Genomic DNA, 26816 nt, shown 5'->3' on the forward strand with positions numbered 1-26816 from the left:
ATGACCGGCCCGCGCTACCTGACCGACCTGGTGCACCGGCCCGCCGGCGCCGACGGCGACCGGCCCGCGATCGTCGGCCCGGACGGCGAGCTGAGCTATGCGGCGCTGTGGGAGCGGGTCGGCGCGACGGTCGAGCTGCTGCGCCGGTCCGGCGTGCGGCCGGGTGACCTGGTGGGCCTGCACCTGAACCGGTCCGCCGACTACGTGACGTCGCTGCTGGCGACGCTCGCGGTGGGCGCGGTCGCGGTGCCGGTCGACCCCGAGCTGCCGTCGGGCCGGGCCGAGCAGATGCTCGCGGCGGCCACGCCCCGGCTCGTCCTGTACGCCGGCCGTCCGCCCGCCGTCGCCGCGCCCGCGTCCACCGGCTGGCGGGACGTGCGTACCGCGCGGGCCGGGTCGCCGGCCGACCTGACCGACCGCACCGGCTGGCTGCCGCCGGGCGAGCACGCCGCGCTCGTGCTGTTCACCTCCGGCTCCACCGGCCGGCCCAAGGGTGTCGTGCTGCACCACGCCGGGCTGGTCAACCGGCTGGTCTGGGGCCACCGCCGGTTCGGGTTCACCGCCGACGACCGGGTGCTGCACAAGGCGTCGATCGGGTTCGACGCGTCGGTGCACGAGATCCTCTCCCCGCTGATCGCGGGCGGCGCCGTGGTCGTCGCCGGGCCGGGCCTGCAGTTCGACAGTCTCGGCCTGGTGCGGCTGATCCAGCGGGAGGCGGTCACCACCGCGCACTTCGTACCGACCATGTTGCGGCACGTGCTCGACGAGCCGGAGTTCGCCGGCTGCGTCACGCTGCGGCGGGTGCTGTGCGGCGGCGAGGCGCTGGACATGCGGCTGGTCCGGCGGCTGCGCGAGGTGCTGCCGTGCGAGCTGTTCAACGGGTACGGCCCGAGCGAGACCTCGATCAACGTGTCCTACTGGGACTGCGCCGAGCCGTACGCGGGCAGCATCGCCCCGATCGGCCGGGTCATCGACGGCGTCACCGCCCACGTGCTCGACGACGACCTGCGGCCGGTGCCCGCGGGCGGGACCGGCGAGCTGTGGATCGGCGGGGTCGCGGTCGGGCTGGGCTACCTGCGCGACGACGAGCGGACGGCGGAGCGCTTCCGCCCCGACCCGGCGCGGCCGGGCGCGCGGCTCTACCGCACCGGTGACCTGGTGCGGATCGCGCCGCCGGGTTTCCTGGAGTTCCGCGGCCGGGCCGACGACCAGGTCAAGATCCGGGGGGTCCGGGTGGAGCCGGGAGAGGTGGCCGCCGTGCTGCGCGCGCATCCCGCCGTGCACGACGCGGTGGTGGTGACCGTCCCGGACACCGACGACGGCCCGCGTCTGGTCGGGTACGTGGTGCCGCAGCCGCGGCGGGCCCCGGCGGTCGGCGGGCTGCCGCGGTTCCCGCTGCCGAACGGCATGGCGGTCACCGCGGCGTCGCCGGACGAGGCGGTCTTCCTCTACCGGCAGATCTTCGACCAGTCCGAGTACGCCCGTTTCGGTGTCCGCGTCGGCGACGGCGCAGTGGTCCTCGACGTCGGCGCCAACATCGGGCTGTTCTCGCTCTGGGCGTCCCGGCAGGCGCGTGACGTGCGCCTGGTCGCGGTCGAGCCGAACCCGGACACGTTGCCGTACCTGCGCGCCAACCTGGGCCTCTACGCCGGGTCCGCGTCGGTCGTCGAGGCCGCCGTGACCGACGCGGCGGGCACCGCCGAGCTGACTTCCTTCCCGGCGCTGAGCTACCTGTCCGGGCTCGGCGCCGACCGCGCCGGCGCCGCCTCCGACCTGGTCCGGTCGCACTACCGCAACGGTGGCGGCGACGCCGACGAGACCGAGCAGGCGGCGCTCCTGGCGGACGCCCGCCGCCGCCTCGCCCCGGTGGCGCACGTGGTGCCGACGGTGACGCTGTCGGACCTGCTGGACCGCTTCGAGCTGGACCGCGTCGACCTGCTGAAGATCAACACCGAGGGTGCCGAGCTGGGCGTGCTGCGCGGGCTGCGTCCCGAGCACTGGCCCCGGATCCGCCAGGTCTGCCTGGAGGTCGAGCGCAGCAGCGTGACCACGCCGCAGGTGCGCGAGCTGCTGTGCGCGGCCGGGTTCGAGGTGCACGACATCGGCGACTGGAACGTCGGTGCGGACGCCGACGTCAGCTACGTCTACGCCGTACGGCCGCAGGACCCGCCGCCCGCCGCGACCCCCCGGGACGAGCCCGCCGACCATCTGCTGACCATCGGGCTGCTCCAGGGACACCTGGCCTCGGCGCTGCCGCCCGCGATGCGCCCGGACCAGATCGTCCTGGTCGACCGGCTGCCGCGCCTGCCCAACGGCAAGGTCGCCCGGCTGGAGCTGCCACCGCCACCGCCCCGGCCCACCGAACCCGCCCCGGACCGGGGCAGCGACCTCACCGACAAGCTGCGCGAGGCGTGGCGGGCCACGCTCGGCGTCGACGCGGTGCAGGACGACGACACGTTCGTCGCCCTCGGCGGGCACTCGCTGACCGCGCTGCGGATGGCGCTGCGGGTACGGGAGATGGCCGGGCTGGAGGTGTCCCCGGCGAGTTGCCTGCGTGCCGGGTCGTTCGCCGACTGGGTCGACCGGGTCACCGAGGCGGGACGCGATGTCAGCCGGGCCCGCTGACGCGCGGCACGTCGTCGTGGTGGGCGCCGGCCGGCTGGCCCGCTCACTGTGCCACGCCCTGGCCGCGACGCGCACCCCGGCGCCGCTGCGCGTGACGGTCCTGGCCCGCGACCCGGACGCCGCACTCGCGCTCGCCCGCGCCGCGCGGGTGCGCGCCGCAGTCGCCGGAACCCCGGTCGACCTCACCGCCCGGCCGTTCACCGCCGAGCCCGCCGCCGGCCCGGGCGACGGGTACGCCGCCGACGCCGCCTCGATGGCCCGGCTCCGCCCCGACGTGCTGGTCTGCGCCGTGTCCGCGCAGTCGCCGTACGAGCGGGCGGCGGCACCGTCGGCCTGGACGGACCTGATCGCCGCGGCCGGCTTCGGGGTGACGTTGGCGTTGCAGGCCGAGCTGGTGTCCCGGCTGGCCGCCGCTCTCGTGGTCGGCGCGCCCGGCGCGACGCTCGTCAACGGCGCGTTCCCGGACGCGGTCAACCCGCTGCTCGCCGCGCTGGACCTGCCGGTGCGCTGCGGCATCGGCAACGTGGCGACGCTCGCCGCGTGCCTGGACGCCGCGCTCGGGCGTCCCGGGCCGCGCCGGCTCGCGGTGCTCGGTCACCACGCCCACCTCGCCGCGCCCGGCCCGGACGGCGACGACACCGCCGAGGTACGCGCCTGGCTGGACGGCCGGCCCGTCCCGGACGTCACCGGGCTGCTCGCCGGCTACCGCGCGTTGCCCCGGCCGGAGCTGAACTCGCTCGCCGGACACGCCGGGGCCGCCCTGGTGGCGGCGCTCGCCACCGGTGACGAGGTGACGGCGAGCCTGCCCGGGCCGCTGGGACTCCCGGGCGGCTACCCGGTCCGGCTCACCGGTGGCCGGACCGAGCTGCGGCTGCCCGCCGAGCTGCCGGTGGCGCAGGCGGTCGCGTGGAACACGGCCGCCGGGCGCCGCGACGGCGTCGAGGTCGGCGGCGGCCAGGTCAGCTACCCGCAGCGCGCCCGGGCGGCGCTGGCGGCGTACCGGCCCGACCTGGCGGGCGGCTGGCACGCGAGCGAGCTGCCCGAGGTCGCCGGCCGGTTCACCGCCCTGCGTGACCATCTGCGAACGGTGCCGCCGGCACCGGCCCGGAGTGTGTTGGAGGAACCCCGATGACAGTGACCACCCCGGCCACCCGCAACATGATCACCGACTACTACGACGTCATCGCGTCGGCGGTGCGGCGGTGCGGCGCGGTCCCCGGCGACGCGCCCGGCACACCCGGTTTCGCGCCCGGCTTCGACCTGCCCGAGCTGACCCCCGCGGTACGCGAGTTCTACGCCGCCGCCACGGTCGGCTGGTCCCCGCTGGGCCACTACGGCGGGCACGACCTGACGATGCTCGACCTCACCGCCAACCCGGGCACCCGGACCACGAAGACGTTCGCCTCCCTGGTGATCGTCGGCCGGGCGGTGGAACACATCCGGCGCACCGGCGAGCGCTTGTGCATCGTCACCCCGACCTCCGGCAACAAGGGCGTGGCGCTGCGCGACTCGGTGGCCCGCGCGTACGCGGCCGGGCTGGTCACGCCGGAGCAGCTGTCCATCGTGGTGCTGGCGCCGGCGGCGACGCGGCACAAGTTCCGCCACGACGCGCTCGCCGCCGACCCGGCGACCCGTGCGGTCAACCCGCTGCTGCGGTACACCGGCGCGGACCCGGAGGGCGTGAAGGCGCTCGGCCGCGCGTTCGTCGACGAGTACGCCGGCACCGTCCACGACAAGCACGGCGTCACGCTCTGGTACACGCTGGATCTGCGCAACTACCTGGTCGCCGACGCCGCTCGGGCCGCCTTCGAAGCCGACGTGTCGCCGGCCACCGGTGCGCGCTGGCACGCCCACGCCGTGTCCAGCGCGTTCGGCCTGCTCGGCTACAACCTGGGCCGCGACGTGCTGGAGGCGGCCGGCGACGCCGATCCGGCCGACCGGCCCGGTTTCCTGCTCGTGCAGCACCTCGGCACGCCGGACATGGTGCTCAGCCTGCGCCACGGCTCGTTCGAGCGGCGCGACTGCCCGGCGTACACGCTCGACGAGAGCCGGGGCGTCTGGACGCAGGACGCCGACCTGCGCTTCCCGGCCGTCACCGACGACCCGGCCGAGGTTCTCGACCCGACGTTCTACACCCACCGCCCGGTGACCTCCACGGCGATGAACGCGCTCATCGAACGGCACGGCGGCGACGGCGTCGTGGTGTCGCGGCGCGAGTGCGTGCGGCGCTATCCGGCCGCCCGGCAGTGGCTCGCGAACGCCGGCCTGTCGCTGCCCGACGACCCGGAGCGGCTACGGGAGTGGTCGATCCTGATGGCGCTGACCGGCGTCTGCAACGCCGTCGACCGGGGTCTGGTGCCGGCCGGGTACGAGATCGTGGTGCACGGCACCGGCAGCTACTGCGACGACTTCCGCGTCGCCGAGGCGGACGCCGAGGTGTCCACGCTCGCCGACGTGGTCGCCGCCGTCCTGGACCAGCGGTGAGCCCGGCACCGCCCCACCCGCTCGGCCTGCCGCCGTGGCTCGCCGCCCGGGCGCACGCCGCGGGCGTCGACCCGGCCGCCGTCGTCCTCACCGCCACGGCTCTGGTGGTTCGCCGGTACACCGGATCCCCGGTGGTGACGCTTCGGGACGGCGACGACCCGGTGACGCTGGACCTGACCGTGGACGCGCCGATCCGGGAGTTGTGCCGGTCGGTGCGCCCGGCACCGCCGGGCCGTCCGGTCGACGCCACCGTCGAGGTGAGTACCGACCTGGCCGGCGTCGCCGTGTCCGGGCTGCCCGCCGAGTACGCCGACGACCTCCGCGCCGACCTGGCCGACGTCCTGTCCACGCTGGATCCGGACGCCGCCTCGGCGGGGGTGCTGCCGTCGGCCCGCTACGAGCGGCGCCCGGCCCCGGAACTCTGGCGGCTGCACGGCGGAGACGGCACCGAGGCCGATCGGGTACGCGGCGACACCGTCCCGGCCGCGTTCGCGGCGGCGGTGCGGGCGTACCCGGACCGGCCGGCGGTGCTCGCCGACGACGCGACTGTCACCTACCGGGAAGTCGGTGCCGCAGTCGCCGCGACCGCCGAGGCGCTGGCCGGGTCCGGTGACGCCGCGGCACCGGTGGCGGTGCTGTGCCGCCACGGCGTCGCCACGATCACCGGCATCCTGGCGGCGCTGGCCTCGGGGTCGCCGTACGTGCCGCTGGACCCGGCGTACCCGGCGGCCCGGCTGGCCGCGATGCTGCGCGACGCCGGAGTCCGGGCGATCGTCGCGGATCCCGACCACGCCGGGCGGGCCGCCGCGCTCGCGGCCGACGCCGGGCTGCGGCTACCGGTCGTGACGACGCGCCGGGGCGATCCCGCCGTGCCGGTGCCGGCCGGGCCCGCACGACCGGACGACCCGGCGTACGTGCTCTACACCTCCGGGTCCACCGGCAAGCCGAAGGGCGTGGTGCAGAGCCACCGCAACGTGCTGTTCGGCGTCCGCAACCACGTGCGCAACTTCGCCGTCCGGCCGGACGACCGCACGAGCGTGCTCACCTCGTTCGGCTACGACATGGCGGTCACCGACACGTTCGGCGCGCTGCTGTCCGGCGCCGCCGCCGTGCCGGTCGACGTCCGCACGCACGGCCTCGGTCACCTGACCGGTGCGCTCGCCGATCGGGGGGTGACCGTCTACCACTCCACCCCGACCGTCTTCCGGTACGTGGTGGCGAGTCTCGGCGAGCGCGGGCGGCTGCCGTCGGTCCGTGCCGTGGTTCTCGGCGGCGAGGAGGTCACCCGGCACGACGTGGTGCTGGCCCGGCGGTCGTTCGCGCCGGGCGTGGTGTTCGTCAACGGGTACGGCACCACCGAGATCAGCTTCGCCGCGCAGCACCACCTGCCGCCGGGCGTGGACCCGGAGCGGGCGGTCGTGCCGATCGGGCATCCGCTGCCGGACGTCGAGGTGGTGCTGACCGACCCGGCCGGACGTCCCGTCTGCCTCACCGGCGAGGTGGTCGTGCGGACCCCGCACGTCGCGCTCGGATACCTGGGCCTGCCGGAGCTGACCGCGGCCCGGTTCACCGAGCACGACGGGGTGCGCGCGTACCGGACCGGGGACGTCGCGCGGCGGCTGCCCGACGGCATGCTCGTCTACCTGGGCCGCGGTGACCGGATGGTGAAGATCCGTGGCCACCGGGTGGAGCTGGGCGAGATCGAGGCGTGCCTGGCGGCGCTACCCGGGGTGGCCCGCGCGGCGGTGGTGGCGCGGCACGGTGCGTCCGGCGCGGGCGAGCAGGAGATCGTCGCGTACGTGGTCGGTGTGGCCGGGGCGCTCGTCGAGACGGCAGCGCTGCGGGAACGGCTGGCCGCCGTACTGCCGGACTTCATGGTGCCCCGGGCGGTGGTGGCGGTGCCGGAGCTGCCGATCGGGCCGACCGGCAAGCTCGACCAGGCCGCCCTGCCCGACCCGGACGCCGGACGCCCGGACGCCGGGGGGCCGCCGTCCGGACCGGTCGAGCAGACCATCGCCGCGGGCTGGTGCGCCGTGCTCGGACTGCCCGCCGTGGACCGCCTGGTGAACTTCTTCGAAGCGGGTGGGCACTCGCTCCAGCTCGCCCTGGTGCAGGGGTACCTGGAGGAACACCTCGGCCGCCGGGTGCCGCTGGCCCGGCTGGTGGAGTTCCCGACGGTGGCGGCGCTGGCCGCGCACCTGGCCAGGCCCGGGGACGCCGCGGGCGTACCGGAGGACGGCCGGCTGGCCGCGGTCGGCCGCCGGATGGCCCGCCGCGCCGCCGCGCGGGCCGCCGGCGGCGGGGAGGGACGGGCGTGAGCGAGGACGACCGGATCGCGGTGGTGGGCCTGTCCTGCCGGGTGCCCGGCGCGGCCGACGCGCAGGCGCTGTGGCGCAACCTCCTGGCCGGAGTGGACTCGGTGCACCGGACCCCGGTGGGGAAGGGCACGCCCACCGGCCCGGACTGGGTGCCGGCGTTCGGCCGGCTCGACGACCTGGACGGCTTCGACGCGGACCTGTTCGGCTATCCCGCCGCGGCGGCGGCGCTGCTCGACCCGCAGCACCGGCTGTTCCTGGAGGTCGCCTGGCACGCCCTGGAGGACGCCGGGATCGACCCGGACCGCGACCCGGCCCAGATCGGCGTGTTCGCCGGGTGTGCGCCCAACCGCTACCTGCACCACCACCTGCTCGGCAATGCCGCGCTGGCCCCGGCGACGGGCGCGCTCGCCGAGGACTGGGACGACGCGCTGACCGGTTCCGGCTGCGACTACCTGCCGACGCGGACCGCGTTCGCGTTGGGGCTGTCCGGCCCGGCCGTGGCGGTCCAGACCGCCTGCTCGACAGCGCTCGTCGCGGTGTGCCAGGCCGGGCAGAGCCTGCTGGACTACCGCTGCGACGTGGCTATCGCGGGCGGCGCGGCGGTGGTCTCCACCCGGCAGGCCGGTTACCGGCTGCGGCCCGGTGGGCTGCTGGCCACCGACGGGGTGTGCCGCCCGTACGACGCCGCCGCCACCGGGCAGGTGTTCGGCAACGGCGCCGGGGCGGTGGTGCTCAAGCGGCTCGCCGACGCCCGCGCCGACGGCGACCACGTGTACGCCGTGCTGGCCGGGTGGGCGGTGAACAACGACGGCGCCGACCGGCCCGGCTTCACCGTGCCGGGCGTGTCCGGTCAGGCGGCGGTGATGGCGGAGGCGCTGGCGTCGGCCGGGTGGGACGCGGCCGACGTGGGCTACCTGGAGGGGCACGGCACCGGCACGCCGGTGGGCGACGCGATCGAGGTGGACGCGCTGACCCGGGTACGCCGGGGCGCCCGCGCCCCGCTGCTGCTCGGCTCGGTGAAGGGCAACCTCGGCAACCTGGACGCCGCGGCGGGCGTGCTCTCCCTGATCAAGGCCGTGTACGCGGTCCGCACCGGACAGGTGCCGGGCACCGCGCACTTCGCCGCCGCGCACGACGACGTCGACCTGGCCGCCGCGGGCGCCGAGGTGGACGCGCAGACCCGGCCGTGGGCCGGACAGCGGCGTGCGGGCGTCAGCTCGTTCGGTCTCGGCGGCACCAACGCGCACGTGCTGGTCGAGCCCGCAACCGCGGCGGACCGGCCGGACGCCGGGGCACCCGGCCCGGTGGTGCTGGGACTGTCCGCGGGCAGCCCGGCGGCGCTGCGGGAACTGGCCCGGCGGCTGGCCGTCCGGCTGGCCGAGGGCGACCTGGCGGTGGCCGACGTGGCGCACACGCTCGCGGTGGGACGGCGGCGGCTGGCGTACCGGGACGCGGTCGCCTGCGCCGACGCGGGGGAGGCGGTGACCGGGTTGACCGCGCTCGCGGCCGGCGACCCGGTGGACGGCGACGAGGCCGTCCGCGCCTGGCGCGCCGGTGCCGACCTGCCCGTGCCGCCCGGCCGGCGGGTGCCGCTGCCCGGCTACCCGTTCCGGCGGACCCGGCACTGGATCGAGGCGCGACGATGACCGGTCCCGAGCTGCCCTTCCCGCAGGAGTGCCTGCCCGACCTGGTAGCGGCGCACGCCCGGCGGCGTCCCGGCGCCCCGGCCGTGGTGCAGGGCGACCGGACGTTGAGCTACGCCGACCTGGTCGGCCGGGCCGCCGCGCTGGCCGCGTCGCTGCGCGCCCACGGCGTCGGCGCGGACGACCTGGTCGGGGTCTGCGTGGACCGCCGCCCGGACCTGGTGGTCGCGCTGCTCGGCGTGCAGGCGGCCGGTGCCGGGTACGTCCCGCTCGACCCGGCGCTGCCACCCGGACGGTTGCGGGAGCTGGCCGCCGAGGCCCGCCTGCGCGTCGTGGTGGGTACGCCCGTCGGCGGGGCGTTCACCGGCCGGACCGTGCTGGACGTCCCCGCCGGCACCGCGCCCTGGCAGCCGACCCCGGCGACGCTCGGCACCACCGCGTACGCGATGTTCACGTCCGGGTCGACCGGGCAGCCGAAGGGCGCGGTGATCGAGCACCGGGCGCTGACCGAGAAGGTCACCTCGATCGCGGAGTTCTGCGGGTTCGACGCGGCGACCCGGTGCCTGGCGTTCGCGTCGATCGGGTTCGACGCGTCGGTGGCCGACATGCTCGCCCCGCTCGCCGCCGGGGGCACCGTCGTGCTCGCCGGTGACGCCGAACGGGCCGACCCGACCCGGCTCTACCGGATCTGCGCCGAGCAGTCCGTCGACGTGGTGGTGCTGCCGCCGCCGATCCTGCCGCTGCTGGACCCGGGCCGGCTCCCAGGCGTACGGCTGGTCGTCACCGGCGGCGAGGCGACCGGCCCGGAACAGGTGGGCCGCTGGACCGCGGGCGGACGCCGCTTCATCAGCGTGTACGGCCCGACCGAGGCGACGGTGCTGGTGACCTGGTTCGAGGGCAGCGGCGAGTGGACCCGGCCCATCCCGATCGGGCGGCCCGCCGCGAACCACCGCATCCACCTGGTCGACGACGAGTTGCGCGAGGTGGGCCCGGGGGAGATCGGCGAGGTGCTCGCCGGTGGTCCCGGGCTGGGCCGCGGATACCTGTTCGACGCCGCCCGTACGGCGCAACGGTTCCTCCCGGACCCGTTCTCCGGCGAGCCGGGGGAGCGGCTGTACCGCACCGGTGACCTGGCCCGGTGGCTGCCGGACGGGAACCTGGAGTTCCTCGGCCGGGCCGACCGGCAGGTCAAGATCCGGGGGCAGCGGATCGAGCTGGGCGAGGTCGAAGCGGTGCTGCGCCGCCACCCGGACGTCGACCTGGCCAGCGTCCAGGTCCGCGCCGGCCCCGGCGGTCAGGAACTCGTCGCGTACGTGGCGACCGGCCTCGACGTGGCCCAACTGCGCGACCACTGTCACCGGCTGCTGCCGCCCGCCGCCGTACCGGCCCGGATGCGCACCCTGCCCGCGCTGCCCATCACCATCAACGGGAAGATCGACACCGAGCGGCTGGCCGCGCTCGACGTCGCCGGACCGGCCGCCGCCCCGTCCGGCGAGCCGCCCGCCACCGACACCGAACGCCTCGTGGCGCAGGCGTGGGCCGCGCTGCTGGACGTGCCCGCAGTCGGCCGCGACGACGACTTCTTCCACCACGGCGGGCACTCCATCACGGCGATGCGGCTGGTCGCAGACCTGCGCGAACGGCTCGGCCGCGACCTCGCCATCGAGGACGTGCTGGCCGGGCGGACGCCGCGCGGCATCGCCGCCCGCGCCGACGCCGCCGCCCGGACCGGCCCGGCCCCCGTCGTCCGGGGACGGCCACCAGCGCTGTCCCCGGCGCAGCAGCGGCTGTGGTTCCTCGACCGCTACTTCCCGGCCGCCGCGTCGGCGTACAACGTCGCGTTCGCCGAACGGCTCACCGGCCCGCTCGACGTGGCGGCGCTCGCCACCGCGCTCACCGCCGTCGCGGAGCGCCAGCAGATCCTGCGCTGGCGCATCCCGGAGCGCGACGGCGTGCCGTACGCGGTCGCCGACCCGCCGACGCCGGTGCCGCTGCCGGTGCGCGACCTCGACCCGGGCACGGACCTCGCCGGTCACCTCGCGGCGCACGCCACCACACCGTTCGCGCTGGCCACCGACACGCTGTGGCGGGCCGAGCTGATCCGCACCGGTGCCGACGAGCACGTGCTGGCCGTCTACGCCCACCACGCCGTGTTCGACGGCTGGTCCCAGTCGCTGTTCTACGCCGACCTCGCCGCCGCGTACCGGGCCGCGCTCGGGGGCGGGCCGCCGCTGCCGCCGCTGCCCGCCACGTACGGCGACTACGTGGCCTGGCGCGCCGACCGGTCCCGGCGCCGCGCCGCCGCCGACCTCGACTGGTGGCTGGACCACCTGACCGGGGCACCGGCGGTGCTGCGCCTACCCGGGGGACGGGACCGGCCGGCCGAACAGACCTACACCAGCGCGACGGTGCGCACCCGGCTGGACCGGGCCGCCACCGCCGCGCTCACCGACCTCGCCGCCGGGCTCGGCGCGACCCCGGCCGCCGCCGTGCTCGCCGCGTTCGCGCTGGTGCTGGCCCGGCGTGCCGGCCTGCCCGACCTGGTGGTCGGCACCCCCACAGTGGACCGGCGGGCCGCCGACTTCGAACCGATGGTCGGCTTCTTCATCGAGATCGCGCCGCTGCGGCTGCGCCAGACGCCCGGGGCGGGCTTCGCCGCGCACGTCCGCGCCGCCTGGGAGGAACTGCTCGCCGCGCTCGCCCACCCGGAGGCGCCCGTCGAACGCATCGTCGGTGGCCTCGGCCTGGGCGGCCTGCTCGACCGCAGCCCGCTGGTGCAGGTGCTGTTCAACATGTATACGTTCGACGAACCCCGGCTGGACCTGGCCGGCCTGACCGCCGAACCGGTGCCGGTGCCCGCGCCCGGCTCCCCGTTCGACCTCACGCTCTACGGCATCACCCGGGACGGGCGGCTGCGCGTGGAGATCGTCTTCAACCCGGACGTCTACGGCGAGGCCCTGGTCACCGAGGTGCTCGCCGACGTCGAGCGGCTGCTGCGTGCCGGCACCGCCGACCCGGAGCGGCCGGTGGCGGAGCTGCCCGCTTGGACCGCCGTCGAAGCCGGAACGGCCGGCGACGTGTCCCGCGTCGCCCGGGTGAACCGGGCCGGAGGCCGCGCCGGGCTGCCCGCGGCCCGCCCGGCCACCGCCACCGAGCGGCGGATCGCCTCGGTCTGGTGCGACGTGCTCGGCGTACCGGAGGTGGCCGCGACCGACAGCTTCTTCGACGTCGGCGGCGGCTCGCTCGCGGTCGCGGTCGTGCAACGGCAGCTCAACCGGCTGCTCGGCACGAGCCTGCGGGTCGTGGACCTGTTCCACCACCCGACCGTCCGTGCGCTCGCCGCGCATCTGGACAGCGTAAGCGCGCCGGGCGAGGACGCCGGGGACGAGGCGGTGGAACGCGCCGCGCGCCGGGGCGCGCTGCGCCGTCAGCGGGTCCAGCGCCGCCCGGCGGCGGAGGAGGAGCCGCGGTGACGTACCTGGTCCCCCTCGGCGACACCGGCTGGTCGGTGTGGCGGGACGTGCTGCTGCGCAGCGCCGGGTTCCCCGCCGACGGACTGGACCGGTTCGCCGCGCCGGACTGCGCCGACGCCGCCGACCGGCACCTCTCCGGTGACCTGGACGAGGCGGCGTTCACCGCCGCGTACGCCACAGCCGTCCGGGCGTCGTCGGCGGCGCTGTGCGGGATCGCGGCCGACCCGCTGTTCCGCGAGGCCGTCGCCTGGCAGAACCCGGAGGCGCTGGTGGCGCTGGACGGGCTGGTCCGCGACGGCCCGGACGCGCCACGCAACGTACGACGCCGGGGCCGGGAGAACGTCGTCGCCGGGTACTGGCAGCGCTACGTCGCCAAGTGCGAGACCATCGGCTTCTTCGGGCCGGTGTGCTGGGGCACCCTGACACCCGGCGCGCCGGGCGTCACCGCCGTGCCCGGCCCCGGGCTGCTCCGCCGCCGCGCCGTCCACCTCGAACACTGGGCGCTCGCCGCGTACGCCGACCGGCTCGCCGCCGACCCGCGGGTCCGGCAGTGGCTCGCCCCGGTCCGGGCGCCGCACACGCACCTGGAGGGCCGGGTCGTGCACCGGCCCGCCCAGCGCCCGGAACAGGTGTCGTTGAGCGAGTCGATCGCGCTGGGCCGGTGCGACGGCACCCGCCCGGCCCGGGACGTCGTCGACGACCTGGTGCGGGACGGGCACACCGGCGTACGCCGCGCCGAGGAGGGTTTCCTCCTGCTCGCGCAGCTCGTCGAACGAGGGCTGCTGCGCTGGGACTTCGACCTGCCGCAGGGGCTCTCCGCGCAGGACCGCCTGCGGGAGCGGATCGCCGCGATCGGCGAGCCGGACTGCCGGGCACGGGCGCTGGCCGGGCTGGACCGGCTGGCCGCCGCCCGGACCCGGGTCGCCGGTGCCGCCGGTGACCCGGCCGCGCTCACCGGCGCGCTGTCCGCGCTGGACGCCGAGTTCACCGCGCTCACCGGGCTGCCGCCGCGCCGCCGGGCCGGGCAGAACTACGCCGGGCGGGCGCTGTGCCACGAGGAGACCGCACGCGACGTGGACCTCACAGTCGGCGGCGGCCTGCTCGACGCGCTGGCCCCGGCGCTGGCCCTGCCGCTGCGGGCGGCGCGTTGGCTCACCGCCGAACTGGCCACGGCGTACGGCGACGCGCTGCGCGACCTGTACGACGACCTGCGCGGCGACGGGCAGGTCCGGCTCGGTGACCTGTGGTTCGTCGCGCAGGGGCCGCTGTTCGGGCCCGGCGACCGGCCGGTGGACCGGGTCGCCGCCGAGTTCGCCGCCCGCTGGGAGCGGGTGCTCGGGCTGGCCGGACTACCGGCCGGGACGGCCCGTCTGCGGTTCGGCGCGGCCGAGCTGGCGCCCCGGGTGGCCGCCGAGTTCCCGGCGACGCGCCCCGGCTGGAGCGCGGGCCGGGTGCACAGCCCGGACCTGCAACTGTTCGCCGAGTCGCCCGAGGCGCTGGCCGCCGGCGAGTTCGGGGCGGTGCTCGGCGAGCTGCACGCCGCGTACGCCACGTTCAACGCCGAGCTGTTCACGCACTGTCACCCCGACGTGGAGCGGCTGCGGCGCGCGTACGCGGCCGACCTGGGCCCGCGGCGGCTGCGCCCGCTCTACCCGGTCGACTTCCCCCGCGTCGGTGGGCGGCTGTCGGCGTCCCTGTCCGGGCCGGACGACCACCGGCTCGCGTTCGCCGACGCGCCCGGCGCACCGCGCGACCGGCTCGTGCCGGCGAACGCGGCGATCGTGTCCGAGGTGGACGGCGTGCTGGTGGCGACCGGTCCGGACGGCACGCGCTGGCCGCTGGTCGAGGTGTTCTCCGACCTGATCGCGGTGCACGCGGGCGACGCGTTCAAGCTGATGACCGACCGCCCGCACAACCCCCGGGTGACAGTCGACCGGCTGGTGCTGGCGCGGGAGACCTGGCGCACCACCGTCGGGGCGACCGGCCTGGCCGACGCCGTCGACCAGGCGCGGCGCTACCTGGCGGTCCGCCGCTGGCGGGCCGCGCTGGGCCTGCCGGAGCGGGTCTTCGTCCGGGTGGCCACCGAACTCAAACCCGCCTACGTGGACCTGAGCAGCCCGGTCTACGCGAACCGGCTCTGCCTGCTGCTGCGCGCCGCCCGGCGGGCCGGTGGCGACGACGTGGCCGTGACGGTGTCGGAGCTGCTGCCCGTGCCCGGGCAGGCGTGGCTGCCCGACGCCGCGGGCCGCCGGTACGCCAGCGAACTGCGCCTGCACATCAGCGATTCGGCCGAGCCGGAGGTCATGGCGTGACGAACGAGACAGTGGAGCCGATCGCGATCGTCGGGCTCAGCCTGCGCGTACCGGGGGCGGCGTCGGCGGAGGAGTTCTGGCGCAACCTGGTCGTCGGCGCCGAGTCGCTGACCCGGTTGACCCGCGCGGAGCTGCTGGCCCGGGGCGTCACCGCCGAGCAGCTCGACGACCCGGCGTACGTGCCGGTGGCCGCCGTGCTCGACGGCGTGGACCGGTTCGACGCGGAGCTGTTCGGGATGAGTCCGCGGGACGCGGAGCTGACCGACCCGCAGCAGCGGCTGTTCCTGGAACACGCGCACGCCGCGCTCACCGATGCCGGCTGCGACCCGGCTCGCTACGACGGCGAGATCGGCGTGTACGCGGGCGGCAACGCCGACCTGTACCAGTGGCTGAACGTCCGGCGGAACCCGCGGGCGCTCGCGGACGCCGGTGAGCTGCGGGTGTCGCTCGGCAACAAGCCGGACTACCTGGCCAGCGCCGTCGCGTTCCGGCTCGGCCTGCGCGGCCCGGCGATGACCGTGCAGACCGCCTGCTCGTCGTCGCTCGTCGCGGTGCACCTGGCCGCCGAGGCGCTGCGCAGCGGCGAGTGCGACACGGCGCTGGCCGGCGGGGTGTGCGTGGAACTGCCGCACGGCGTCGGGTACGTCGCCGACGAGGGCTACACCTCCGCCGGCGGGCACTGCCGCCCGTTCGACGCGGACGCCGACGGCACCGTCTACGGCAGCGGCGTCGGCGTGGTCGTGCTCAAGCGGCTCTCCGACGCGATCGCCGACGGCGACGACATCCGGGCGCTGGTCATCGGCAACGCGGTGAACAACGACGGGTCGGCCAAGGCGAGCTTCACCGCGCCGAGCGTCACCGGGCAGGTGGAGGTGGTCACGCAGGCGCTCGCGGTGGCCGGCGTCGTCCCGCGTTCGGTCGGCTACGTCGAGGCGCACGGCACGGGCACCGTCCTCGGCGACTCGATCGAGCTGGCGGCGCTGAGCACCGCGTACGGGCGGCGGACCGCCGAGCGCGGCTGGTGCGGCGTCGGGTCCACCAAGGCCAACATCGGTCACCTCAGCGCGGCCGGTGGTGTGATCGGCCTGATCAAGACCGTGCTGTCGATGCGGCACCGGCTCATCCCGCCCACCGTCAACCACGACCGGCCGCACCCCGACATCGGCATCGAGGCGAGCCCGTTCTACGTGGTGTCCACGTTGACCAAGTGGGAGCCGGAGGGCGAGGGACCGCTGCGGGCCGGCGTCAGCTCGTTCGGCCTGGGCGGAACCAACGCGCACCTGGTGCTCCAGGAGGCGCCGCCCCGCGTACCCCCGGAGCCGGATCACGGCGGCGGCGAGCTGCTCCAGGTGTCGGCCGCGACTGCCGACGGGCTGGCCGCCGCCTGTGCCCGGCTGGCCGAGCGGCTCACCGGCGCGCCCGATGTGGAGCTGCGCGACGTGGCGTACACGCTGCGGGAGGGCCGGCCGGCCCACCGGCACCGCGCCGCCGTCGTCGCCGTCGACCGGGCCCGCGCTGCGGCGGCGCTCACCGACCCGAAGCGCCGCGCCACCGGGGACGCCGCGGCGCCGCCCCGGGTGGGCCTGCTCCTGCCCGGTCAGGGCGCGCAGCACCCCGGCATGGGCGCGCACCTGGCCGCGACCGAGCCGGTGTTCGCCGCCGCCGTGGACGAGTGCGCCGCGGTCCTCGGCTGGGACGCGAACGAGATGATCTTCGACGCCGGACCCGGTGCGGACGAACGGCTGGCCGGACCGGCGGTGGCGCAGCCCGCGCTGTTCGCCGTCGAGTACGCGCTGGCGGCGCTGTGGCGGCACTGGGGTGTCACGCCCGACGCGCTGATCGGCCACTCCGTCGGCGAACTGGTCGCCGCGACGGTGGCCGGGGTGTTCGACCTGCCGGACGCGCTGCGGCTCGCCGCCGCCCGGGGCCGCCTGGTCCAGGCCGCACCGGAGGGCCGGATGCTCGCCGTGCAGCGCGGCGCCGACGAGATCGCGCCGCTGCTGCCCGACGGTGTCGCGGTGGCGATCAGCAACGGCCCGCACACCTGTGTGGTGGGCGGCGCGCCGGAACCGGTCGCCGCCGCCGAGGTCCTCCTGCGCGAGCGCGGTATCGGCTGCACGCCGCTGCGGTCGCCGTACGCGATGCACGTGCCGCTGCTGGCGGCGGTGCGCGACGACTTCGCGGCGCTCGTGGCGGCGGTGCCGCGCCGGGCGCCGGACCTGGCGGTGTTCTCGGCCGCGACCGCCGCGCCGTTCACCGACGAGCAGATCACTGACCCGGCGTACTGGGCCGACCAGCTGTGCCGCCCGGTCCGGTTCGGCGCCACGGTGGCCGCGCTCGCCGCGACCGGCGCCGCCGAGGACCTGCTGCTCCTGGAGTGCGGCCCCGGCCGGCAGCTCGCCGGTCTCGCCCGGCTCAGCCTGCCGGCGGGTGCCCGGTCGCCGCTGCGTACACTGCCCGCGCCGGGGGAGCGGCTTACCGACCGGCACACCGCGTACGAGGCGGCGGGCCGGCTGTGGACGGCCGGGGTTCCGGTGCGGGTGCCCGCGTCCGGCACGCCGCGCCGGGTGCCGCTGCCCGGCTACCCGTACCAGCGCGCCCGGCACTGGATCGATCCGGCGCCGGTGGCCGCACCCGCCGCGCCGGCCACCGACGAGCGGTACGACGACGGCGTGGTCGAGGTGCCGGTCTGGCGTCAACTGCCCGACGCCGCGCCCGGCGAGGCGCCCGGGCCGCTGCTGCTGTTCGTCGCCGGGGAGCGCGGCGAGGCGCTCGGGGACCGGCTGCGCGAGCGCGGCGCGGACGTCACGGTGGTCCGGCCCGGACCGGCCTTCGCGGTCCGCCCGGACGGCTACCGGCTGCGCCCGGCCGGCGTCGCCGACCACCAGCGCCTGCTCGACGAGTGCGCCGACGACGGCCGGGCCGCCCGGATCGTGCACGCGTGGGCGCTCGACGGCGACCCGGCCGGCACCGGCGTCGGCGCCGTGACGGCGGCCCAGGAACACGGGTACCTCGCGCTGCTGACGCTGCTGGAGGCGTTGCCGGCCGCCGACGTGGCGCTGGACGTGGTGACCGCCGGCACGGCCGACGTGACCGGCGTCGACCTGCTGCGCCCGGAACACGCCACGGTGGCCGGGGTGGTGCGCTCGGTGCCGCTGGAACGTCAGGGCCTGCGCTGCCACTGGGTCGACGCCGACCCGGCCGATCCGGGCGCGGACGCGCTGGCGGACGAACTGCTCGGCGCAGAGCGGGCCGAGGCGGTCGCGCTGCGGCTGGGCGGGCGCCGCTGGACCCGCGGGTTCGCGGCGGCGCCGCCGCGCCGGCGTACCGGGCCGGTGGTGCGCGACGGCGGGCGCTACCTGATCATCGGCGGGCTGGGCCGGGTGGGCGGGGCGTTCGCCGCCGAACTGGCCCGCCGGGGCGCGCGGCTGGTCCTGGTCGGACGCACCGCCCGGCCGGACCTGGTCCAGGCGCTGGAACGGGCCGGGGCGCAGGTCCGCCACGTGCGCGCCGACGTGACAGACGTGGACGCGCTGCGGGCGGTACGCGCCGGCATCGAGGACGACCTCGGCGGACTCGACGGCATCGTGCACGCCGCGCGGCTGCCCGACACCGGGCTGTCCGCCGGGTCGCGACCGGCCGAGGCGGCCGCCGAACTGCTGCCGAAGGTCACCGGCGCGCTGGCGCTGCGCGCGGTCTTCGGTGACCTGCCGCTCGACTTCGTGCTGCTCAGCTCCTCGGTGACAGCGCTCGCCGGCGGCCTGGGCCGCGCCGACGACACGGCCGCCAACGCGTTCCTCGACGCGTACGCACGCAGCCCGCACGGCTGGCGGGCGCCTGTGCTGTCGGTGGCCTGGGGCGCGTGGCGGGACGAGGGCGTACCCGGCCACGACGGGCTGGCACCGGATGCGGCAGTGCGGGCGGCGCTGCGGGTCCTCGCCGAGGGGCGTACCGGCTCGGTGGCGGTCGGCGCCTACACCGTGGAGGCGGTCGCCGGGCACGAGCGGCGGCTCGCCTCGGCCACGGCGGCCACCACCTCGACGGTGACCGCCGCCGACGGGGACCTCACCGCCACGGTCGCCCGGATCTGGCGGGACGTGCTGGGCGTGGCCGAGGTCGGCCCGCACGACGACTTCTTCCGCCTCGGCGGCACCTCGCTCGTGGCCGCGCAGCTGGTGCTGCGGATCCGGCAGGCGGTGGGTGCCCGGCTGTCGATGCGGGTGCTGTTCGACGCGCCAACAGTCGCGGCGATGGCCGCCCGGATCGAGTCGCTGCGCGCCGCACCACCGGTCGAGGCGCCCATCCCGCGCCTGCGCCGGCCGGGACGGCCGGGATGACCGAGTCGCGCCACGACGTCACCTCGGTGGGCGACGTCTACACCGTTCCCGCCTCGTACGCCCAGGAGCGGGTCTGGTTCACCGCCCAGCTCAGCCCCGGGCAGCCGTTGTTCACGATGACCGACGCGGTCACCCTGCCGCCGGGCGCCGGGCCGGCGCAGGCGCTCGCCGCGCTGCGGGCGGTCACCGACCGGCACGAGGCCATGCGCACCACGCTTCGCCTGGACGGCGGGCGGCTCTACCAGGACATCCACCCCACGGTCCCGGTGGAGCTGCCGGTCACCGACCTGTCCGTGCTGCCCGAGCCGGAGCGGGAGGCCGCCCGCGCCCGGATCGTCGCCGAGTACGCAGGTCTCGACCTGCCGATGGACGCCGCCCCGCTGTGGCGGGCCCGGCTGCTACGGCTCGGCCCGGACACCTGGTGGCTGCTGTTCGCCGGGCACCACGTCATCCTCGACGGCACGTCCCTGCTCCACCTGCGCGCCGAACTGACCGAGCTGTGCGCCGCCGCCGTCGCGGGCCGCGCGCCGGACCTGCCCGAGCTGCCCGTCCAGTACGCCGACTACGCGGCCTGGGAACGCGACCGCCTCGACGGCCCCCGGTGGGACGAGCTGCGCGACTACTGGCGGGAGGCGCTGACCGGCGTGCCCGCCGTGCACGCGCTGACCACCGACCGGCCGCGCCCGGCGACGCTCACGTTCGACGGCGCCGACATCCGCCGCACGCTGCCCGGCGACGTGACGGCGGCGCTGCCGGAGCTGTCCCAGCAGACCGCCGCCACCCCGTTCATGGTGCAGCTGGCCGCCTACGTCGCGCTGCTGCACCGGCTGTCCGGAAGCGACGACGTGGTGGTGGGCATGCCGGTGGCCGGCCGCGACCGGGCCGAGCTGGAACCGCTGCTCGGCATGTTCATGAACATGCTGGTGCTGCGGGTCGACGTGTCGGGTGACCCACCGTTCCTGACGCTCGTCCGCCGGGTCCGCCGGGTCGTGCTGGACGCTCTCGACCACCAGGACATGCCGTTCCAGAAGCTCGTCGAGGAGCTGGCGGTACGGCGCGACCCGGGCGTGCCGCCGCTGTACCAGCTCACGTTCCACCACCTGCCGACCGGCCGGGGCGAGGCGTTCGGCGGCGCCATGGACGACCTGTCGCTGGAGATCGCCGGGGACGAGTTGCGGCTGGAGTACCGCACCGCGCTGTTCGAGCGCACCGCGATGGAGGCGTTCGCGGACCGCTACCTGCTGCTGTTCGCCGCCGCCGTGGCGGCGCCCCGGACCCGGGTGAACGCGCTGCCGGTCATGTCGGACGCCGAGCACGCCCAGGTCGTGACCGGCTGGAACGCCACCGCCGCGCCGGTACGCCGGACCACCCTGGCGGAGCTGTTCGAAGCCCAGGCCCGCCGCACGCCCGACGCGGTCGCGCTGGTCGACGGCGACACCCGGATGACGTACGCGCAACTGTCCGCCGCCGCCGAGCAGGTGGCGCGGCGGCTGCTCGCGTACGGCGTGGGACCGGAGTCGGTCGTCGCCGTCCACGAGCCGCGCTCCCACCGACTGGTCGCCGGGCTGCTCGGCATCCACCGGGCCGGTGCGGCGTACCTGCCGCTGGACCCGGACCACCCGCCGCAGCGGCTCGCCTTCATGCTCGCCGACGCCGGCGCCCGGGTGCTGCTCGCAGACGAGGTGCCGGACGGGCTCACCGTCCCGGGCACCGTGCTGCCGCTCACCACGCCCGACCGGCCGCACACCAGGCCGGACGGGCCACGCACCGCCGGGGGCACTGCCGCCGGACCGGGCAACGCGGCTTACGTGATCTACACGTCGGGCTCGACCGGGCGGCCGAAGGGCGTGGTGAACGAGCACGCCGCGATCGTCAACCGGCTCGACTGGATGCAGGACGCCTTCGCGCTCGGCCCGGACGACGCGGTGCTGCACAAGACGCCGATCGGGTTCGACGTGTCGGTGTGGGAGGTGTTCTGGCCGCTGCTCGTGGGCGCCCGGCTGGTGCTGGCCGCGCCGGGCGGGCACCGCGACCCGGCGTACCTGCGGGAGCTGATCGAACGGGAGCGGATCACCACCGTCCACTTCGTGCCGTCGATGCTCGACGCGTTCCTGTCCACCGCCGGCCCGGCCGACCCGACCCGCTGCCGGTCGCTGCGGCGGATCGTGTGCAGCGGTGAGGAACTGCCGGCGGACCTGGCCCGCCGCGCCGTCGCGGCGATCCCGTCGGCCGCGCTGCACAACCTGTACGGCCCCACCGAGGCGGCGATCGACGTCACCGCCTGGGCGGCCACGCCCGCCGCGCTGACCGGCGTGACCCGGGTGCCGATCGGCGGGCCGATCCGCAACGTCCGCGCATACGTGCTCGACGAGGCGATGCGGCCGGTGCCGGCCGGAGTGGCCGGGCAGCTGCATCTCGGCGGGGTGCAGGTGGCCCGCGGCTACCTGAACCGCCCCGGGCTCACCGCGGGCGCGTTCGTGCCCGACCCGTTCGGCGAGCCCGGCGGGCGGCTGTACGCCACCGGTGACCTGGCCCGCTGGCGCACCGACGGCGCGCTGGAGTTCCTCGGCCGCATGGACGACCAGGTGAAACTGCGGGGCCTGCGGATCGAGCTGGGGGAGATCGCCGCGGTGCTGCGCGAACAGCCGGGCGTCGGGTCCGCCGCCGTCGTCGTGCGCGGCGCCACGCCCGCCGAGCAGCGTCTCGTGGCGTACCTGACGGGCGAGGCCCCGGACCCGGCGGAACTGCGGGCGGCGTTGAAGCGGCGGCTGCCGGAGTACATGGTGCCGTCGGCGTTCGTGACGCTCGACGCGTTGCCGCTGTCCGGAAACGGCAAACTCGACGTCGCCGCGCTGCCCGCACCCTCGTCCGGGGTCGCCCCCGCGCAGCGTCGTCCCCCGGTGACCCCGGTCGAGCGGACTGTCGCCGCCACCTGGCGCGACGTACTAGGTGTGCCCGAGGTCGGCCTGGACGACGACTTCTTCGAGCTGGGCGGGCACTCGCTGCTGGCGATCCGGATGCTGGCGCTGCTGCGCGAGGCGTACGGGCAGGTCGACGTCGGCGTGATGGACGTGTTCGCGCACCCGACGGTGCAGGGGCTGGCCGCGCTGATCGACGCCCCGGCGGACCAGGAGCGGCAGCGTCCGCTGCTGTACGAGCTGACCCGGCCGGTCCCGGCGGGCCGGCGGGTGCGCTCGTACGTGTGCGTGCCCTACGGCGGTGGGCTCGCCAGCATCTACCAGCCGCTCGCGGACGCGCTGCCGGCCGGGCACACGCTGTTCTCCGTGGCGATCCCCGGCCACGACGTCGGCGTCCGCGACACCGAGCTGCCCTTCGACGAACTGGTCGAGCGGTGCGTGGCCGAGATCCAGGAGCGGGTGGACGGGCCGCTGGTCCTGTACGGCCACTGCGTCGGCGGCGCGCTGCTGACCGGCATCGCCCGGCGACTGCACGAGCGGGGGCGCCCGATCGAGGCGATCTACGCCGGTGGCGTGTTCCCGACCGCCCGGCCGGACAACATGCTCGGCCGGCTCGTCGACTGGGCCGACTCGCGGGGCGCGGACCGGCGGTACGAGACGTTCCTGCGCTCGATCGGCGCGGAGCTGGCCGACCTGGACCAGGCGCAGGTCGACCGGTTCGTCCACCACGTACGCCGGGAGGCCGCCGAGGCGCAGGAGCGGTTCACCGGGTGGCTGGACGGTGAGCCGGTCCGGGTGCCCGCACCGGTGATCTCCGTCGTCGGCACCCACGACGTGCTCACCGAGTACTACGAGGAGCGGTACCGCGAGTGGAGCTTCCTCGGCGAGTCCACCGCGCTCGTGGTCCTGGACGAGGCCGGGCACTACTTCGTCAAGCAGCGGGCCGAGGCGCTCGCCGAGGTGCTCACCCGCACCCATCCCGGCCGCACCGGGCCGTCCGCCGCGCCGCTGCGGGGCGACGGCTGGCAACTGGCCGCCACCAGCACCGATCCGGTCACCGCCGAGACCGGCGTGCAACCGGGCGTACGTCGTTTCCTGGCGATCACCGCCAGCCAGCTCATCTCGTCGACCGGCTCGGCGCTGACCCAGTGGGCGGTGCCGGTGTGGGTCTACCTGGAGACCGGGTCGATGCTGTGGTTCGGCCTGTCCGGGGTGATCGCCTACCTGCCGGCGTTGCTGACGCTACCGGTGGCGGGTGCCGTCGCGGACCGGTTCGACAGGCGCCGGGTGCTGCTGGCCGCGTGCGCGGCGGCGGTGACAGCGGAGGCGTTGCTGGCGCTGCTGCTGTGGACCGACCGGCTGGGGCTGGCAGCCGTGTACACGCTCGTGTGCGTGCTCGGCGCGGCGTCGGTGTTCCAACGCATCACCTACCTGGCCGCGATCCCGCAGGTGGTGCCGAAACGCTACCTGGGGCACGCCAACGGCATCGCGCAGCTCGCGGTCGGCCTCAGCTCGCTCGCGGTGCCGCTGCTGGCGGCGGGCCTGCTCGCCGCGATCGGCCTGGCCGGAGTCCTGGTCATCGACATCGTCAGCTACGTGGTGGCGATCGGTGTGCTGGCCGCGGTGCGGTTCCCCGACCTGCTCGGCCGCCGCCGCAAGGAGCCGTTCCTGGCCGAGCTGGTCGGCGGCGCGCGGATGGCGTGGGCGGAACCGGGCTTCCGGGCCATGCTCGGCTTCTTCTCGCTCTACAACCTGTGCCTGGCGAGCCTGCTGCTGGTGCCGCCGATGGTGCTCGCGTTCGGCTCGATGGGCCAGGTCGGCACCGTGGCGTTCGCCGAGGCGCTCGGCGCCGTCCTGGGTGGACTCGCCATCGCGGTGTGGGGCGGCCCGACCCGGCGCCGGATGCCCGCGCTGATCGCCATCGCGTTCGGTGTGGCGATCAGCCTGGTGCTCAGCGGAGTCCGCCCGAGCCTGCTGCTGGTGGCGCTCGGCAGCTTCGGCGTGGGGCTGGGTCTGGGCCTGCACAACGGCATCTACCTGTCGATCATCCAGGTGAAGGTGCCGCAGCGGTTCCACGGCCGGGTGCTGGCGATCATCCAGACGCTGACCTGGGCGACGTTGCCGCTGGGCTTCGCCGTGCTGGTGCCGCTGAGCGGGTCGCTGCTGGAACCGATGTTCGCCCCGGGCGGCGCGCTGGCCGGAAGCGTCGGCGCACTGATCGGCACCGGCCCCGGCCGGGGGCTCGGGTTCGCGTTCGTGGTGTCCGGGCTGGCCCTGGCCGTGGTGGCGGTGGGCGCCTACGGCGTACGCCGGCTGCGCCTGTTCGACACCGAGACCCCCGACGCGCCGGCGGACGCCACCGAGTGGCTACCGCACCTGCGCCGGGTCGACGATCTGTAGCCGCAGTTCCGAGGCGTACGCCCGGCCGGCCCGGTCGGTCAGCCAGGCGTCGTCCGGGCCGGGCAGCAGTTCGGTGACGGTGAGCCCGACCCCGTCGCCGCCCTTGGCGTGCGCGCCGCGCAGCAGCGTGCACAGCAGCCGGGTGTAGACGCCGCTGGTCAGGTCCACGTAGCTGGGTTTGAGTTCGGTGTCGACCCGGACGAAGACCCGCTCGGGCAGGCCGAGCGCGAGCCGCCAGCGCCGTACCGCGAGGTAGCGTTCCCGCTCGCCCTTGACCGTGTGCAGGCCGGTGTCGCCCACAGTGGTGCGCCACGTCTCGCGGACCAGCACCAGGCCGTCGACTGTGACGCGCGGCGTGCGCCCGGCGTTGCCGGCCAGCTTCCACGTGTCGAACACCTGGTGGTCGAACAGCGGCGCGAACACCTCCACCAGCGGCCACCGGCGGCCGTCGTCGGCGTGCGCCGCCGGTGTGCCGTCGTCGTCCGGCCGCACGGTCAGGGCGGTGATCGGCACGAGCCGGTCCGGGTCGGCGCCGGGCGCGTCGACGAACCCGAGCTGGGCGTCGGCGGGCCCGTGCAGCCACTCCGCGATCCGGGCGGTGTGCCGGGGCCAGTCCACCGGCGGCAGGAGCCGCACCCGGCCGCCGGGCAGGTCGGCGCGCATCCCGTCGCGCAGCCGTCGCGGGTCCGGGTGCCCGTACGCGAAGAAGTGCGTGTCGAACGCGGCGAGGGCCACGTGCAGCTCGCCGAGCACGACTGTGAAGTCCCCGCGCAGCAGCGCCGCCTCGTCCGGGGCGCACACGTGCACGTCCGGGCTGTGGATCCGGGCGCCGGCCCAGCCCGGCGCGTCGGCGGGGAACGCGGCGGCGACCCGCTCGGTCAGCTCCGCGGCGTCGAACCGCAGCTCCCGGGCGTCGGAATCGGCGTCGGCCAGGCCCAGCACCTTGGCCCACCGGGCAAGGAATTCGGCGGTGACGGCAGCGGCGGGCGGGTCCGCCGCGAACACCACCGCCTGCGCCAGGAACCACAGGTCGGCCAGGGGGACGTCCCCGGTGGCCGACTCCGCCGCCAGGTCGCGGTAGAGGGCGGCCAGCGCGTCGGCGTACGCCGCCCCGATCGCCGCGGTCAGCCACCGCGCCGACAGCAGCAGTGGTTCCAGCGGAGCGAGCCGTTGCAGCAGCGCGTCACCGAAGCGGACGTCCAGGTCGCGTACCGTCTCCAGGTGGCAGAGCGTGCGCCCGGCGTACACCTCGCCGGGCTGCTGCCGCGCGGCCCGGCCGGTCAGTTCCACGAACCGCCGGTCCAGCGCGGACATCGCCGCGGCCAGCGCGTCCGGGCCGTCGGCGGCGGCCACCGCGTCCCGCAGGTCGCTGATGGTGGCCAGGTCGCCGAGCACCCGCTCGCGGGCCGTGTCGTCGCCGATCGCGGCGAGCTGCTCGCGCAGCGCGTCCTCGGCGGTGAGGTCGACCGGCAGGTCGAAGCCGATCCGCAGGACGCCGCGCCCGGCCAGATCGTCGAGCTGCGCGTGCACGTCCGCGGCCCGGCGGAAGCCGCTCGCCGGGTCCGCGAGCAGCGCGGCGACCAGATCGGCCACCCGCGGTCCGCGCCGCGCCAGCGTGACCAGCGCGGCGGTCGCCGCCGGCAGCGTCTGCGGCGGGTGGTGCGGGTGCCGCAGCACGCGGTCGCGCAGACTCAGGTGCGGGGCGAGCCGCACCGGCAGCCAGTCCCGCACGCCGGGCACGCGGGCGAAGGCCACCGCCAGCGCGTCCAGGCCCCACCGCTCCAGGAACACCTTCCGGGTACGCGTCAGCACCGCGCCGGGACGCACTGTCGCGATCGGACCGCCGCCGCCCAGCTCGGTCCAGCAGATCGGGCCGAAGAAGCCCACCGTGTCGTTCTTCAGGCAGTACCGCTGCCAGTACTTCGCGATCACCTCCTCCCGGTGCCGCCGACGCAGGTTGCGCGCAGCGTGCGGCCCGTCGCGCCGGATCGCGTCGACGGCGAGCAGGACCGCCGGGTTCTGCCAGGTCAGCGCCGTACGGAACGCGTCGTCGCAGGCGATGTCGTAGACCGCCTGCCCGAGATCGGCGGCGGCGGCGTCGAACGCGGCCGCGAACCGCGCCGCGTCGCCGTCCCCGCGCAGGTGCCGGTCGGCCGCCTCGGCGAGCGCCGGAGCGGCGAACCGGCTCATTCCGCCGGCCGGAAAACCGGCCGACCGGAGCAACGCGGAACGCCATACGTGCCAGGGAGTTCCGGGCAGGGACGTGAGATGCTCTCGGGGCATGGGGGAATGGTAAGCAGCGGCGG

General features: G+C 76.3%; 10 protein-coding genes. 9 read left to right on the plus strand and 1 reads right to left on the minus strand.

What is annotated here, in order from left to right; all coding sequences use genetic code 11:
• From C569_RS0116360 to C569_RS0116400, 9 genes are read left to right on the plus strand one after another with little or no spacing between them, the layout of a single operon-like run.
• Positions 1 to 2625: an amino acid adenylation domain-containing protein gene (locus C569_RS0116360; RefSeq protein WP_026268235.1), complete on the plus strand. Its 2625-nt coding sequence runs from the start codon at positions 1 to 3 to the stop codon at positions 2623 to 2625.
• Positions 2606 to 3757, plus strand: a complete 1152-nt coding sequence (locus tag C569_RS0116365) for a hypothetical protein (RefSeq protein ID WP_018786854.1) — start codon at positions 2606 to 2608, stop codon at positions 3755 to 3757. The genes C569_RS0116360 and C569_RS0116365 overlap by 20 nt, the downstream gene beginning before the upstream one ends.
• On the plus strand, positions 3754 to 5109 hold the full coding sequence (locus C569_RS0116370) for a DUF6002 family protein (RefSeq protein WP_026268236.1): 1356 nt from the start codon (positions 3754 to 3756) through the stop codon (positions 5107 to 5109). The genes C569_RS0116365 and C569_RS0116370 overlap by 4 nt, the downstream gene beginning before the upstream one ends.
• Positions 5106 to 7427, plus strand: a complete 2322-nt coding sequence (locus C569_RS0116375) for a non-ribosomal peptide synthetase (protein ID WP_018786856.1) — start codon at positions 5106 to 5108, stop codon at positions 7425 to 7427. The genes C569_RS0116370 and C569_RS0116375 overlap by 4 nt, the downstream gene beginning before the upstream one ends.
• On the plus strand, positions 7424 to 9073 hold the full coding sequence (locus C569_RS0116380) for a polyketide synthase (protein WP_018786857.1): 1650 nt from the start codon (positions 7424 to 7426) through the stop codon (positions 9071 to 9073). Before C569_RS0116375 ends, C569_RS0116380 begins: the two co-directional genes overlap by 4 nt.
• A complete protein-coding gene (locus C569_RS0116385; RefSeq protein ID WP_018786858.1) occupies positions 9070 to 12543 on the plus strand; it encodes a non-ribosomal peptide synthetase in 3474 nt (1157 codons plus the stop codon). The genes C569_RS0116380 and C569_RS0116385 overlap by 4 nt, the downstream gene beginning before the upstream one ends.
• Entirely contained in the window at positions 12540 to 14855 is a 2316-nt protein-coding gene (locus tag C569_RS0116390) for a lantibiotic dehydratase (protein WP_018786859.1), read from the plus strand. The genes C569_RS0116385 and C569_RS0116390 overlap by 4 nt, the downstream gene beginning before the upstream one ends.
• Positions 14852 to 19192 (plus strand): SDR family NAD(P)-dependent oxidoreductase, encoded by a 4341-nt coding sequence (locus C569_RS0116395; protein WP_036346003.1) that lies wholly within the window; start codon positions 14852 to 14854, stop codon positions 19190 to 19192. The genes C569_RS0116390 and C569_RS0116395 overlap by 4 nt, the downstream gene beginning before the upstream one ends.
• Positions 19189 to 24510, plus strand: coding sequence for a non-ribosomal peptide synthetase/MFS transporter (locus tag C569_RS0116400; RefSeq protein ID WP_018786861.1), 5322 nt, complete (start codon positions 19189 to 19191; stop codon positions 24508 to 24510). Before C569_RS0116395 ends, C569_RS0116400 begins: the two co-directional genes overlap by 4 nt.
• Here the strand turns inward: C569_RS0116400 and C569_RS0116405 are convergent.
• A complete protein-coding gene (locus tag C569_RS0116405) occupies positions 24478 to 26793 on the minus strand; it encodes a lantibiotic dehydratase (RefSeq protein WP_026268237.1) in 2316 nt (771 codons plus the stop codon). The genes C569_RS0116400 and C569_RS0116405 overlap by 33 nt on opposite strands.
• Between the last annotated feature and the right edge of the window lie 23 nt (positions 26794 to 26816).

This window comes from Micromonospora sp. CNB394 (assembly GCF_000374985.1).
In the GTDB taxonomy this organism is placed as follows: Bacteria; Actinomycetota; Actinomycetes; order Mycobacteriales; family Micromonosporaceae; genus Micromonospora; species Micromonospora marina.